Origin of the sequence: Bacteroides cellulosilyticus (assembly GCF_020091405.1) — a bacterium.
Classification (GTDB): Bacteria; Bacteroidota; Bacteroidia; order Bacteroidales; family Bacteroidaceae; genus Bacteroides.
In genome coordinates, this window is record NZ_CP081903.1 from 6,414,584 (window position 1) to 6,429,577 (window position 14,994).

Consider the following 14,994-nt stretch of genomic DNA (forward strand, 5'->3'; position numbering starts at 1 on the left):
GTTACTTTCCTCCGTATTTATTGATATGAACTTTTTCCCATTGCAGATGTTCTTCACTGAAAGGCTTACGTTCCATGCCTTTGTGTCCGATAGCAACGACACTGAGCACTTGCAGTTGTAAGGGAATATCGAGCACTTCGCGTACATATTCATCGGACGGCATACCGGAAGCGGTGAAACGTTCGCGCACCTGCACCCAGCAACTGCCTAAGCCCATATCTTCTGCCTGTAATTGTATAATAATCGAAGCAATGGAAGCATCTTCAATCCACACATCACTCACTAACGGATCAGCCGTTACTACAATTGCCAACGGTGCATCAGCAATAAATTGCGACGCTTGCGCCTTGCAATGTGATAGTTTTTCAAGCAACTCCTTATCGTCCACCATAATAAACTGCCATGCATTTGTCCGCTTGGAAGTGGGTGACATCAGCGCAGCTTTCATCAGGGTAACCACCTCTTCCTGCGTCAACTCTTCATCCGTAAATTTCCGCATACTGCGGCGAACTTTTAGCAATTCACTGAAATTTTCCATATATCATATTTTATTAGTTACGAGCTACAAGCTACGGGCTACGAGTGCCATTCGGTATAATAGCGCAGCTACTCGTAGCTTGTAGCCCGTAGCTAAATTATCGTTTAAGAATGCAAAGATACAAGATTATTTTCTAAATTTGCAGTCAATGCCTTTGAAACTGACGACATATTACCACGGGAGTGACATCCCGGAACTGCCGGGCAATAATACATTTCACTCCATCGAGTTGTTTCATATCTACGAAGCAACCCCGGGTTATACGCCCCTTCTCATTGTTGCATCAGAAGCCGAAAAGCCTGTCGCCAAGCTATTGGCAGCAGTACGAAAGAGTGTCCGTCTGTTCCCGCCCGCCATTATCAAGCGATGTGAGGTTTATGGCACAGGAGAGTATTTTGATGAAACTGTTGACAAGGAGTTTGTCTTTGGTGAGATGTTGCAACGGTTAACGGCTGAAGCGTTACGGGAGGCATTCCTTATTGAATTCCGTAACCTGGAAAACTCCCTGTTCGGTTATAAATCTTTCCGCAAAAACCATTACTTCGCCATAAACTGGCTACGGGTACGTAATTCATTACATAGCATTGAGCATGTAGAAAGCCGCTTCAGTCCCTCGCGCATCCGGCAAGTCAAAAAAGGATTAAAAAATGGTGCAGAAGTAAAGGAAGCTCATACTCCGGAGGAAGTGCATGCATTCTCCCAGATGCTGCACCATGTCTATTCTTCTAAAATACGCCGTCATTTCCCCAGCAGAGTGTTCTTCCTACGCATGGAAGAAGAAATGATGAAAGGGGAACAAAGCAAAATATTCATTGTCACTTACAAAGATAAAATAATAGGCGGCAGTGCCTGCATCTATTCCGAAGACAGTGCTTACCTTTGGTTCTCTGGTGGTATGCGCAAGACGTATGCCCTTCAATACCCGGGTATACTTGCCGTATGGTATGCTCTGTTCGATGCCAAGCAGCGGGGATACCGTCACCTTGAATTTATGGATGTCGGTCTCCCCTTCCGCAAGCATGGTTACCGCGAATTTGTCTTACGCTTCGGCGGTAAACAAAGCAGTACCCGTCGCTGGTTTCTTTTCCGCTGGGAGTGGCTGAACAAATTGCTGAATAAGATTTACGAATAGAATTATTCCACACTCTGATACGTCAACGGCGGATCAAAGTAACGGGACATACTCTTCATATTTTCTCTGTAAGAAGGCTTTGCAAAATGAGTATTCATGAAATAATCATCTTGTTGTTTCTTCTGTTCCTGCTTGAGTGCATCCAGTTCTGCTACGTAATTGGCTGTCTTCTTACCAGAGGCATCAGAGACATCCACTGTCATACGTGCTCCCTCTGTCCTGATACTTACCGAGTGATCTGTTGAAACCGGAACATCCAATGTCTGATAAGAATCGATATCCAGTTTGAGAGTTACGGGTGTACCGGTCCATTCATAGCGGTAAGTTCCGCTAGCATCGTTTTTAGCAATAATCATACGTAATGTACCATCTCCTATATTTACCCGACTATCCACTAGCTTCAATTCAGAAGGAAGCTGCGGATCAATGGTTATGGAATGATTGAGCATATCAGGACGGATTCCCAGGAAGTATTGGTTCCACACGCGAATATGCTCGCTATTACTCCACGCCTGCAGGAAAGTTCCACTTCGACGTACCCATGTCTGTCCGGCACGTGGCCATGCATCCGCATTCTCTGATAAACTACCGACAGCACCTTCCGCAAGTGCCTGGCGGTTCATGTTCCTGAACAAAGTATACGCGATGTCAGCTTGTCCGTTTTCTATCATCCGCTGCATGGCCATACCATTATTCCAAAGCCATATCGTGCCATTATGATAAGCATCATCTTTATGATAACGATACCATTGCTCATGATAAGGATGGAACTGTTCGTCAGACTGATCGAGTGAAGACACTCCCCACGGATATACCAGACGTTCCCAAACTTCTTTTGTCTCATGCATCTTCAAGTCAGGATCAGAAACCAGATCCAACGCATAGATAGCATTGGGGCGGAATTGCGCATCCCCACTTCCATCTGTATTCAGATGATCATAGATTGACTGGGCGGCTGTGTCTACAAAATCCTGTTCAAAATTTGAGCGGAGACGCTCCGCGGCAAGATTCCAACGCTGGGCATCTTCTTCACGGTTCATGTAGCGGGCAAGATCCGAGGCATTCATCAATTGGGTATACCACAATGCCTGCACATCCACAGCACGATTGCCACGTGGTGAACAGGGATACTTGCTTTGACGTTTGGCATCCATCCAGGTATCTGCGTCCGCATGGGTGAGATACCCTTTTTCGTCCGTATACAAGCGAAGAGAAGCATCCGTAGCAATCTTCACTGAAGGATAAATTTCTTTCACGAAGGCGGTGTCACCCGTATATTTCAGATAATCATGCACCTGCATAACGAAACGAGGGGTTCCGTCAGTGGTATTATAAAGAATACCTTCCAGATTCAAACGATTAGGTACACGTCCGTAAGTAGGAGATGTGGAAATGGTATCCTGATAACGTGCAAATGACGCAAGAATATCACGTGCCGTATCAAACTGCCCTGTACAAAGCACTGCACCCGGCATAGAAATAAACATATCCCGCCCCCAGAAGTCCGTGAACCAGGGTAAACCGGCATACATACCATAACCACCGTGCTGATGAGTGATCAACTGATCATTGGTAAGCATAATCCAGGCAAGGGCATGATCCAAAGAATCCAGATTAGTCTTTAAAGGATTATGGTCCAGTAAGGATTGAATACGCTGACTACGTGCAGCCAACCACTTCTCTCCTTCTTTACGAAAACCGTCTATTGCTTGCCGGCTATCTTCTTCCGTACCAAAAGCAATCAGGAAACCACCAGCAGCAACCGGAACAGTTATCAGATTATCTGCAAATTCAATTCCTGCCTCCGCTACGGGTGCTATACGTATTACATTTTCCGGTGACTCTTTCGTTGTATAGAGTACAGAATTTCCATCCTTCCGTGCATCCACCACATTTTCCCCCATCAGCATGAATGAGATCTGCTTCCCTTGTACACTATCCATACGAACATACAACAGCTTCGGTTCATCCACCAGACAGAATGTTTCCACAGCCCTTTCATATCGGCGAACTAATTTGTCAGGATATACCGATATGCGGGCATTTTCCCGAAGCAATCTTTCTCCATCCACATACAAGCGGTAATCTGCAAAGATACGTTTGGCATAAATATTCCAGCCTGCATACCAATCTCCCCAATCATCCGTAGAGGTCATTCCATAATAGAAACCTCCGTTTTTGTCTGTATAAGAATATTCACGCGACTGGCCGCCAGGTATGGCAATGCCTAATTCGTGCGTACTTAACGGAGACAACTCTTTTACATTTTCACTACAAGCCATCACTAAGAAAGAAGTAGCTGCGAGTAATATACCCGCAGCTTTCTTCGAAAAGCATAAATTCACTTTGTTGTTGATCATATTTACAGCAACTAACCTATTTTATCGTACCTAATCTATTTCATTATTTTGCAAACCTGCACTCTGCCATCTTCCATATAAACCCGTGCCATATAATAACCAACGGGCAAAGCAGACAAACCGACAGAAGTACATTTTTCCTGTGTCATCACCAGCATTCCATTCACAGAATATACTTCTATGCGTTTAGCTTCTCCGGCAGGCAGCACTAAAGTATCTATACCTCTATTGTAATATATTAAAGGTTTTTCGGCATCAGGAGCAGTGGTCTCAATACCTGTCAGAGTTGGTTTAAAGTTAGTAAAGAGACGGAATTCATGGGCAGGAACAGCAATAGTTTGCGTAGTGCTTGATACACTCAAAGGCTCATTGTCTTTCAGTAACTCATACCATGTACCTGTTTCCTGGAAAGTTACAGAAAAGTTCTTATCTGCCAGCGCAAAGTTGCCAACAACTACAAGAGACTTGCCGTCAATGGAAGTAGCCGACAAAGTACGTCCATTGTCCCAGTTAGCAGTACCTACTTTCCAGCTAAATGTAGTACTTGAAGCAAACAGTTCAGGATAGGAATGACGTAAATCTAAAAGAGCAGCATACGTCTCATACAATTTCTTTCGATCAGCATCTTCAAAGTAATCCCAACGTATCGGTTTAGGATCCGTACGATAACCGCCCTGATCATCATATTTAGAGCCGTCACTATTGTTGTTTATTGAGAAATCATATCCTAACTCACCAAATTGCCAGATCATCTTCGGTCCGGGTACGGTAAGGAAGAAGGCCGCATTAGTGGCTAAACGTTTGGTGCGGGTAGAGAGATTAATATTACTTCCTGTTGCAGGGCTCATTCCGGTATTTGTACTCGTAGTTGATGCTATTACTCCGGAATTTCCCCATTTCCAGGCTTTAAACCCTGTACGTTCTTCATCATGACTTTCCATATATCCTACTAAGCTACCAGCAGGCATACCGGATGTCCCTGCAAACAAACCAGAAAAATCGGTTTTTGAGCCACTCCATCCCATAGCAGTTTCACAATATGCTTCATTTTTATTACGCCATAGCAAGATGCCTGCATCTCCTAACTGCTTTTCTTCACTGGTAGCTGCCAAATGTTCAAAAATAACATAAGCACCCGGTTGCCGTTCCTGTACGGCAGCCGACATACGTTTCAGATTGGCAATACGTGCATTATCCGGTCCATTTGCCCAATCATTCTCTCCATAAGAAGTATTAGAGAACCCTTTCGTAAAGTCATAACGGAAACCGTCAATTTTGTATTCCGACATCCAGAAGCCGGCTACACTATCCACCAAAGCTCGGGTATATTCACTATCATGATTGAAATCATATCCCCATGAAAGACTTGGATTCTTAATATTTGATTCTTGATTATACCACGGATTATCAGCAGAGGGCCTTCCATCCGCATCTTTATACAAAAGATAGAAAGGAGACTGGCCAAAGCTATGATTCAGCACAAGGTCGATAATAACAGCCATCCCTTGACCGTGACATTCATCTACAAAAGCTCTTAAATCATTTTTTGTACCGTAATACTTATCTACGGCAAAATAGAATGAAGGATTATACCCCCAACTCGTGTTTCCTTCAAACTCATTAACAGGCATCAGTTCGATTGCATTTACTCCCAGATTCTTCAAGTACTCCAGTTTTTCTTTCGCAGCATTGAAGGTATGTTCCTCGGTAAAGTCACGAATCAGCATTTCGTAAATAACCAACTTTTCAGAAGCAGGGCGCTCAAAGTTCTTCACTTTCCAGTTATAAGCAGCCTGTCCTGTTTGCAGGACGGAAACAATACCTTCTGCTTTTCCGGTCGGATAGGCTTTCAAATTCGGATATGTCGTACTCTCAATATACTGGTCATTCCAAGGGTCCAAAACTTTATCTGTATATGGGTCTGCCACATAAATAGAACCATCTACCAAATATTGGAAAGCATATTCTTCTCCTTTAGTCAATCCTGAAAGAGTTATCCAGAAATATTCACCGTCTTGTTTCAGTTGATAGTCTGCTTTAGGCATCCAATCATTAAAGTCACCTACCACATATACATACTTTTTACCCGGAGCCTGCAACACCAAAGTTACTTCCGTATCACTGACATAGTTAATACCGGGACGTACTCCCTTAGGCATCGTTTCCGAAGTACTTGTTCCATTCAGTACTGTCACACCTTGTGTAGCGGATTCTGTTTTACCATTAGCAGTAGCCTCTATTTTCAAAGTATAGCTTCCGGCAGTTGAGAATGTATAAGATTGGGAAATAGTAGTAGTATTAGTTGCTGTAGCTATTTCGTCCGCATTTACATAAAGTTTCAAATCGGAAGCCGCAGAGGCAGAAGCTTCAATTGTAAAGGGCGTACCGATAAGTATATTTTCTTTTTCAGCAGGTTTGTCAAAGCGAACGGTTAAGCCAGCGGCATGTACATCTACAAATATATCTTTGCCACCTGTTTCTTTTCCTTCTTTCGATTTATCGGCACTACGAAACACAAAAGCTAACTGCGTTACAGTTTCACCACTCTTAACGCTATAATATTCACGAATACTGGGAGTTAGCTTTAATTGCCATTTATCATTTCCCAGTGAAGTCATTTTATATTTCGCTGAGTTATCTCCCCATGTCGGAGCATATTGCCAAGCTGTGCCCCCAATTGTCACCCCTGTATGTGCATACACATCACCGGTAAAACCTTTCAGCCCAGCCGTACCTTTCGTTGCATCAAAAATAATGGTGACTTCATCATTCTCCGTCGGGAAAGCCGGAGTAGTGGTTACTATTTGCGCTTGCATGGCAACCACTGCCAGCAAACAAATAAATAAGGAGTAAAGTCTTCTCATTCGGTATCAATTTATTGGTTAATGGCTCAAAAGTACACCAGTTATCCCGGATTATCAAGTACTTGAAACAGAAGCAGGGAAAGAAGTAGTGCAAACGGTTGCATGAATCAAAGCATACATTCCTGATCAGCTGGTTTCTGTCGGCAAAGATATAACGGACCGGAAATCAGCTTATGGGATTTGGTGGATTTCATCGGTTTTATTAGAGAAATATTTTTTTCCAGTTGGAGAAATATTTTTTCCCAAGTAAGAAAAAAAGCAGAGCTCTGCAAAACTTGCAAACTTGCAAGTTGTTACGACCTATGAGCTATGCAGCTTTTAATTTTTAATACGATTAAAAAATTATTAATGCAAATAACAAGTTGCAGTCAACTCATTATAGGACGTTATGAATTTTCATTTTGATGTGGTCGCCTTGAAAGAGAACGGAAAAGAGAAATCAAGCAATAGTTTTGTTATTATGGAGTAGAAACATTATTTTTGTATCACATAATATTTGCAGCTATGGAATTTGTTGATAGAATAGAGGAACAGCAACGTCTGATTAAGACATTGAACAGTGAAAAGCCTACTTTTATCGTGGTATATGGCAGAGCAAACGGAACGTGCCCACCAAATCAGTTTGTTGGCAAAAGAGGTCGGTCTGGTATTTCCGGACTTCGACAAGGTAGTTTATCCCGATTAGCAAGAGTGGAGGTGCTTTTACCATTGGTTGATGATAATACTCCTGCAAACGATAAGAATGCAGTGGAACTCACCGTTATGTCTGATATAGTGATTGCTTACGAAAAGGAACATTGCCCAATAGAAAAGCCTACGGTTGCTGAACTAGATTACTTTGCCGGGTACTATTCCTCCAGCTGCAATGTTAGGATTTTAAGGAAGGGCTATGACCGCCCTTAAACCTACTTAAGCTCCTTATCCTTTACTACAACCTCCTTATCGCCCTTTACTAAATAAATATGGCAACAGTTTGCTGAAACAACATAGTTTTCAGTAACTACTATTTTTTCTCCTATTTTACCAACAAGCTGCAACTCAATCTCTTTTCCTGCAAATTCTTCTCTATCAAGATCTGAAGCAATGGTATATGTATGAAATTCTTCTCCCCAATTAGGAACATCCCGCACTTTTCCTGTAGCAACTTCTATAACTTCATAATTATCCAATACAACAGGTGTACCATCTTCATATTTTATTGTAATTGGAATACTCAAAAACGCCATATCGCAAATTACATCAGAACAATCCTCTGTTCTATCATTATTTTTATCACTACTACACCCTGTACACAAAATAGCCAAACATAAAGAGGCAAAAAATAATAAGTTTTTCATAAGTAATATATTTTTAGGTTTCTACTTATATAGTAAATACCTAAAAACTGAAATACTGCATTCTATAAGCAAGAAAATACTATTTTCACACTTACTTTCCTGCCTATAGAATGCATCTATTATATTTTTAAGTCTACTTTCCTACTGTTATTTTATCAGTCAAGACCTCATCCCCTACTACTACACGAATAATATAGACTCCCGGTGTCCAGCCTGAAGTATTTAATTGATAATTAGAATCCATTATTTTTTTTACATCACAAACTTTTGTACCATAAAAAGTGTTATACACTTCCATTTCCCATTGAGTGGAATTCTTTGTTGACGTTTCAACAGGAATTAAAACTATTTGTTTCACATTACTTGATAAAGATGACAACACTTTTAATGAATAAGTATATATTGGCGCGTTTGCATTACGAGAATAAGAGAAAAAAAGTAAATTCTTTGTTCTACAGTATCCATCTCCACCTATCTTAAATGTAAATGGTATACCTCAAGACCCATAAGGTAATTGAAAATCCAAACGACTTCCATTATAAGACCAATAAAGAGGTTCTGGAACTCCAAAGCTATTATCAAATCTGACACTCCTACCATATTCACCATTTAAATAAACATGTACCATACAACCTTGATGAACAAATGTCGCTGCCTCAGGTTTCAATGAACCGCTTAGTTCAGGATGACTTACTCCATAAAAATCGCATGCTTCCTGTTGATAGGTCCCTTTAACAATATGAGTTTTATCTGAAATATAAATTCGCCTAGTAATTGTTCTAATTGTATCATTAAACGATATATGAGCCTTCAAATCGACTTTAGCCGGCAAATAATCACGATTCCATATTTGACATTTATTCATCGTAGGCTTGTCTACTTGTAATACAGGACCATATGACTGTATAGCAATACATTCCCACGTAACCAAAGCATCTACAGGTAATTTGTCTACATAGTAAATCGCAGAGTCACATACAACATTATCACCCACAATATCCAGATCCAGATTCCTTGCTTCCATCTCTATTATTCCCAAATTATCAGGATCTAACCAATCTTTTAATCTTCTCGTTGCAACACTTCCACAATTCCAAGATTTATCGAAACGATCGTAGTATTTAATAACCGGACCTCCACAAATAGCATTAGCTCCTCCTCTCAATTTTCCGATTAATTTATGGTTTTGATTAATCAAAGGAGAGCCAGAAGAACCATTTTCAATCATACCCTTATTAAAGTCAGCTACCCAAAGAGTATTAGGTGCTGAAAAAGTACCATTATCCCAACTATACCTAAACTGATAACTACGTATGGGCTCATAGTCTATCGATATTTTTTTTATATCTCCTTTAGGATGATGAATACATGTTCCTCTAGTAGCTGGAATTGTATCTCTTGACCATCCAATATAATAAGGAATATAACCTACTAAATTTACTATTGGTTCTGTCAATTTTAACAATGCAAAATCCAAGTCTGGATTGTTCGCAACAATAGCTGCAGCCGCAGTACTAGGTGGATTTACATTCATTGCATTAGCACAAGTTGGACTTTCATTATTCCAATAAAAAATGAGCTGATTTACTTGACTTTTTCCTTCAGCATCATAACTTGTACCATCAAAACAATGATCAGCTGTTAAAACATAATCTTCTTGAGCCATATTATTTATTAATGTACCTGTACAAGCGTATCCATTTGCACCATAAATACAAACAACCGAGCGCTTATCCCTTTGGTAATCACCTCCATCAGGACAATTTATATTAATGTTGCAAGACATTGATTCTCCAGGCTCTGGTAGCGATATACGAGGCATTATATTAGATTGAGCAGCAAGAATATTTTTATAAATATAAACTACATGTTGTAAAGATATAACTCCCATAGAGTTGCCTATAGGCTCATAATACTCCAATACAATATTATCACCTGCAACAAATCCTGTTGCAAAATCCTCTGGTTTTTCTCGTGTTCCTTTATTATTAGAATGCGTAAAGGCTCCTATACAGAATGTTTTATCTGCGTTATAAATAAAAAATTTAGCACCTTCCGGTATCCAAAATTTATCATAGCTGACAGTCATTGCCTTTGCCCCTGCTGCATGTAGTTGTAGACGCCAAACCCGCACACTATCTCCCAAGACTTGCCAATGGCCAGAATTCTGAAGATTGTAACTTACAGCAAGAGGTAAACCAACACGATAAGGAATATTAGCATCCGCAAACAAGCTGTCTTCATGTAACGCTTCAGCTACATCTGGAACAGGCAAATTAATCACATCACTCGAACGAGTAGAGAATAAAGAGGATGAAAAACTCGGAGGTAATTCATTGGTGCTGATTTGAGCATTAGCACAGACTGAGCAAATTGCAATAAGACAAAATGCAAAACTCTTCAATAAAGCTTTTGTTTTCATAGTATTATATTTTTGTTCATTAACAAAAATAATACACAAATAGGATATAAACAACAAAAGAGTATGGACAAACAAGCACTACATAAAATATTAAGGAACAGAATATTAGGCGAAAAAGCAATCTATTTTAGTGGACAATTACTAAATCCATATTAGCAATAGCATACCATTTTAATAGGCTTATCATTCATATAAGACAAAAAAGCATCTCCTACTTTCCACTTCATTGGACGTTTTCATACCTCTTTTTAATATTCATGAATTCTGTCACTGTCTCCCAGTATTGCTTTTTGTTCTCAGGACACGGATGCCAATCCGGATCAGGGCTATTACGAACAGCCTCTTCCCAATTTCCATCATTCACAAATTTATAGTCAATAGTGCAGGAAGATAATTCCTTTATAGGTTTAAGAAATATATATCCATCAAATAAATCTGCTAAAGTAAAGTCTGTATACCCCATTGAGTAGTAACTATGATCACGTAATTCTCCTATAAGCGACCTCTTCAAATCAAAACCAACAGGTTTATTGTTGTGTTTGCTCATTAACACTTCCAATTTTCCTACTGCTGGAGAAACCAATGCAGGCTGATGATTTGGATAATTAAAGAAAGGTTGATGTAAAGCCACAGAAACTACTTTCGTATTATATTTTGAATAGAGTAAATTTCCTAAGAAGCGCTTTTCATAGCGCACAAAATCAGGAGAAGTATAATCATAATAAGGAAAACAATAGGATGTAAATGCATGAATTGTCCCTGTCAAAACCAATATTTTCTCATGGCAAGACAGCACTTCACGTTCTAAAAGTGCACATCTGAAATCTTCCGTATTCCCCAAAGGAAAAACTTTTTTCATATTTTCCGGTGTTCTCACCTTTTCAAACGCTTCCCAATTATACCGATAACTGATATTCAAAATACGGAACCTCCTCGCTTGTTCCGGTAACGAACGATTCCATTCCCATGCAGCCTTATAAATATTCATATACTCAACGATAGCCCATCGGGTATTATAATTAAACATCAACTGACGAGCCAATTGTTCATCATACTTTGGTGCATTTATCAATGAATCTAATTGTCGTTGATCTTCGTATGCCCCGAACTCCATACCCAACATATAAATACCATTCTCATACAATTTAGGTATCATGTTTCGAACAAAATCCAAATTCTCTTTCACCCCATGATCCTCAGCCAACAAAACAATGTCTGCTTCCTTAAATTTAGATATCAAATAATCATCAGGTGAAAGGTTCTTATCGTGATTATCACAAATAGCATTCTTCCTTTCACTTCCCAAAAGAAATATCAACGGATTATCCAAACGCTTATTCCAATCTTCCTCCGTATGTCCAGCTCCCGGAAAAACCTTAGATATCCACATGGGGGGCTTCCAACCTTTCCTCGCCATCAGACTATCCAGTTTATCTTGATAAGGAGGATAATAAGCATCTAAAGTGGCATCCCCCCTATCCATATAAATCATACGGCTGTTAGCCTTTGGGAGATTCTTATCCAGATAATTCCGAAAAGCTTCCGACCATTGGTCCGCTTTTTCTTTAGAGAGTTCATTACTTAATATCATAGGGACATGAGTTGACATACAAGCAGCTCCTCCAAACACTTCTGGGTATTCGCATAGTGCATATAGTGAAATTAAGCCCCCCATACTAGAGCCCATCACAAAGGTATGCTCGACACTTTTATTCGTGGAATACTTTTTATCAATAAAAGGTTTAACTTCTTCTACCAAAAAACGAAGATAGTTATCCGCATTAAACCCCACATCACCCGGAACCACATTATCCGGTAAGTTCTTCAATGCTTTTTGAGGAAAGTAGTCTGCATATCTCGCTTCCGGGATGTTTGCCACTCCTACAACAATACAGGGTTTGATCTTCTTTTCATTCAGGAGTTTTCCTACAACTTCATCAATCCCCCATTCTTGCTTATTCCAAGTGGTATTCGCATCAAACAGCATTTGACCATCATGCATATAAAGAACATCATACTTCTCTTTTGGAGAATAATCAGAAGGTAGCCAAACAAAGACATCACGCGGGGTGACAATTGAAGAGTTAAAGCCAGGATACTCTACAAGTTGTCCTAAAGAAACGGCTTGCTGCGCAATACCATAATGACATAGCAGCAAAGTAAATGCTATAAAAAGGAACCTCATTTTCATTGTATTACATATTTATCCATGACCAATGCACTTACAAGCTGTCACTAATACAGTTTAGAATGTTATTAAACATACCATTATCTCTAATATTGTCTGTTCCTAAACAAATCACTAACTTACCAAGCATTAATCTCCAATATCATAATTCAAGCACAAGCACTTCTTTTGGCTGTAAATGAAGTTTTTTTCCTAATGGCACATTACTATCCGTCAACACATTCTTCGAATTAGTTCTATCTCCTATAACCTCTTTATAAAACGTTAAATCCAAGTCAACTTCCTTGTTAACTCCGTTCATTATAACCAGTATGCTCTTGCCATTATAAGAACGCTCATACACATATACATTGCTACGAGGCATGAAATGCTTCATTTTGCCTTTAGATATAGCATCATTTCCTTTACGCCAATGCAGCATTTTTTTCATAAAATTGAAAGCTTCCTGTTGCATAGCCGTTCTCCCACTTTCTTGAAAAACACTAATTTCATCTCCATTCCAACCTCCTGGCATATCCGGACGTACATATCCAAAATCTTCCTTTGTACTACCAGTCATTAATAATTCTTGTCCATAATATAATTGTGGAATACCAGGAATTGTCAACAACATGGTAACCGCCTGTTTATATGCATTCAAATTTTCCGGATCTTCCAATAAAAAACGATCCGTATCATGATTCTCAAGCAGACGCATCACATTATTAATATCAGGATAGCAAAAATCATAAGCAAAATGTTCAAAAAGAAGTTGCAGACCGGTATTCCAAGATGTTTCTTCATGGAAAACGTCAGCTGCTATTGTCCTTAAACGAAAATCCATCACTGATTTCAGTCTTGTATTAGCTTTCCCATTTACTATGCTGTTTTGCTGCCAATATGCAGTACCGACAGGGTTATTAGGAACCATTACTTCACCCACAATATTAAAATTTGGATACTCCTCAAAAACTTCTTTACACCAACGTACCATCATATCCGGATCCGGATATACATATGTATCTTGACGAATACCGTCCAAATCAGCATATTCAATCCACCAAATTGAATTCTGAATCAAATAATCAGCAACAAAACGATTCCTCTGATTCAAATCGGGCATTGTAGGTACGAACCACCCATCCGTTAATTCCTGTTTATCTATATCCGAAGCATAAGGATCAAAAAATACAGTTTTATTATGATTGGTCTCAACATATTTATGCGAATTATTAAACCAATTGTGCATCGGTGGATCGAGCAACCAAGGATGATTGGTTCCACAATGATTAAAAACCATATCCATTATCAGTTTCAGGCCACGTTGATGCATGAGTTCTGCCAAACGGACATAATCCTCATTAGTTCCCAAACGAGGATCTATTTTATAGTAATCGGTTGCAGCATAACCATGATAAGAGCCTTCACCCATATCATTTTCCAAGACAGGAGTCGTCCAGATTGCTGTAACACCTAAACTATCTAAATAATCAAGATGTTGCATGATACCGGCTAAATCCCCGCCATGACGAGCATTCACATCCTTACGGTTTACCTCATAAGGATGCCTCATCTGTATATTGTCATTGCTTTCATCACCATTAGCAAAACGGTCCGGCATTAATAAATATACAACATCAGAAGAATTAAAGCCAATCTTATCTTCACTGCTACGCTGGCGTTCTTTCAATTCATAAGTACAATTCAGTTTACGCTTACCCTTAATAAATTCTATTTGAAATTTACCTGGCACCGCATCTTTCACATCCAAATACAAAACCAAATAGTTTGGACTTTCCATTGGACACACTTCCTTTAGAACAACTCCCGGATAATTAATTTCAGGTTTATATGCTGCTATATTCAAGCCGTATACCATCAACTGTAAGCGAGTATTCTTCATACCACACCACCAAAAAGCAGGTTCTATCTTATCAATCTTCTCACTCTTCTTGTCAGAAGAACCTGCAGAAAGCCCAACAAAAATATCATGCAAAGGTATAATAGAAGATTCAAGCTCAGGATATTCAATGAGCCTCCCTGACGGCACTATTTGTTTAGCAAATCCCGATTGGCATAACAATAAAACAAGAAATAAAAATAAAGTTCTAATTTTCATGATACATAAAGTTTAAAGATACTATTACAAAACATAATGATCCGCTAATAAGGAA

At 39.4% G+C, this 14,994-nt stretch carries 9 protein-coding genes and 1 pseudogene; 2 read left to right on the plus strand and 8 right to left on the minus strand.

The genetic code is table 11. From position 1 onward, the window contains the following. Position 1 precedes the first annotated feature (1 nt). Complete coding sequence (locus K6V21_RS24650; RefSeq protein ID WP_007214762.1) at positions 2-538, minus strand: nitroreductase family protein; 537 nt, start codon at positions 536-538, stop codon at positions 2-4. A 148-nt stretch (positions 539-686) separates the two neighbouring features. Here K6V21_RS24650 and K6V21_RS24655 point away from each other — a divergent pair, with 148 nt between their 5' ends. Continuing rightward, positions 687-1,670, plus strand: coding sequence for a GNAT family N-acetyltransferase (locus K6V21_RS24655; protein WP_224320212.1), 984 nt, complete (start codon positions 687-689; stop codon positions 1,668-1,670). A 2-nt stretch (positions 1,671-1,672) separates the two neighbouring features. On the opposite strand, the gene K6V21_RS24660 is transcribed toward K6V21_RS24655, so the two are convergent. Both K6V21_RS24660 and K6V21_RS24665 read right to left on the minus strand, forming a co-directional pair. Beyond that, on the minus strand, positions 1,673-4,030 hold the full coding sequence (locus K6V21_RS24660) for an amylo-alpha-1,6-glucosidase (protein ID WP_224320213.1): 2,358 nt from the start codon (positions 4,028-4,030) through the stop codon (positions 1,673-1,675). A 35-nt stretch (positions 4,031-4,065) separates the two neighbouring features. Beyond that, positions 4,066-6,894, minus strand: coding sequence for an alpha-amylase family glycosyl hydrolase (locus tag K6V21_RS24665; protein WP_224320214.1), 2,829 nt, complete (start codon positions 6,892-6,894; stop codon positions 4,066-4,068). Positions 6,895-7,542: 648 nt separating this feature from the next. On the opposite strand from K6V21_RS24665, the pseudogene K6V21_RS24670 reads away from it, so the two are divergent. Further along, a pseudogene (locus K6V21_RS24670) lies at positions 7,543-7,725 on the plus strand (hypothetical protein); the annotation flags it as partial. 74 nt (positions 7,726-7,799) lie between these two features. Here K6V21_RS24670 and K6V21_RS24675 read toward each other — a convergent pair. From K6V21_RS24675 to K6V21_RS24695, 5 genes are all read right to left on the minus strand, one after another. Next, the gene (locus K6V21_RS24675) at positions 7,800-8,231 is read right to left on the minus strand and encodes a hypothetical protein (protein WP_224320215.1); all 432 of its coding nucleotides are present in this window, start codon (positions 8,229-8,231) and stop codon (positions 7,800-7,802) included. A gap of 133 nt (positions 8,232-8,364) precedes the next feature. Then, positions 8,365-8,589, minus strand: coding sequence for a T9SS type A sorting domain-containing protein (locus K6V21_RS24680; protein ID WP_224320216.1), 225 nt, complete (start codon positions 8,587-8,589; stop codon positions 8,365-8,367). 138 nt (positions 8,590-8,727) lie between these two features. Continuing rightward, positions 8,728-10,653: a trypsin-like serine peptidase gene (locus tag K6V21_RS24685; protein ID WP_224320217.1), complete on the minus strand. Its 1,926-nt coding sequence runs from the start codon at positions 10,651-10,653 to the stop codon at positions 8,728-8,730. A 223-nt stretch (positions 10,654-10,876) separates the two neighbouring features. Continuing rightward, on the minus strand, positions 10,877-12,844 hold the full coding sequence (locus K6V21_RS24690; protein ID WP_224320218.1) for an alpha/beta hydrolase: 1,968 nt from the start codon (positions 12,842-12,844) through the stop codon (positions 10,877-10,879). Positions 12,845-12,983: 139 nt separating this feature from the next. Next, positions 12,984-14,939 carry a glycoside hydrolase family 13 protein gene (locus K6V21_RS24695; RefSeq protein WP_224320219.1) on the minus strand — a complete coding sequence of 652 codons (1,956 nt, stop codon included), beginning with the start codon at positions 14,937-14,939 and terminating at the stop codon, positions 12,984-12,986. Positions 14,940-14,994: the final 55 nt, after the last annotated feature.

Coding starts and splice junctions, on each gene's coding strand:
- K6V21_RS24650 (WP_007214762.1), bottom strand. CDS start 538: ATGGAAAATTTCAGTGAATTGCTAAAAGTTCGCCGCAGTATGCGGAAA.
- K6V21_RS24655 (WP_224320212.1), top strand. CDS start 687: ATGCCTTTGAAACTGACGACATATTACCACGGGAGTGACATCCCGGAA.
- K6V21_RS24660 (WP_224320213.1), bottom strand. CDS start 4,030: ATGATCAACAACAAAGTGAATTTATGCTTTTCGAAGAAAGCTGCGGGT.
- K6V21_RS24665 (WP_224320214.1), bottom strand. CDS start 6,894: ATGAGAAGACTTTACTCCTTATTTATTTGTTTGCTGGCAGTGGTTGCC.
- K6V21_RS24675 (WP_224320215.1), bottom strand. CDS start 8,231: ATGAAAAACTTATTATTTTTTGCCTCTTTATGTTTGGCTATTTTGTGT.
- K6V21_RS24685 (WP_224320217.1), bottom strand. CDS start 10,653: ATGAAAACAAAAGCTTTATTGAAGAGTTTTGCATTTTGTCTTATTGCA.
- K6V21_RS24690 (WP_224320218.1), bottom strand. CDS start 12,844: ATGAAAATGAGGTTCCTTTTTATAGCATTTACTTTGCTGCTATGTCAT.
- K6V21_RS24695 (WP_224320219.1), bottom strand. CDS start 14,939: ATGAAAATTAGAACTTTATTTTTATTTCTTGTTTTATTGTTATGCCAA.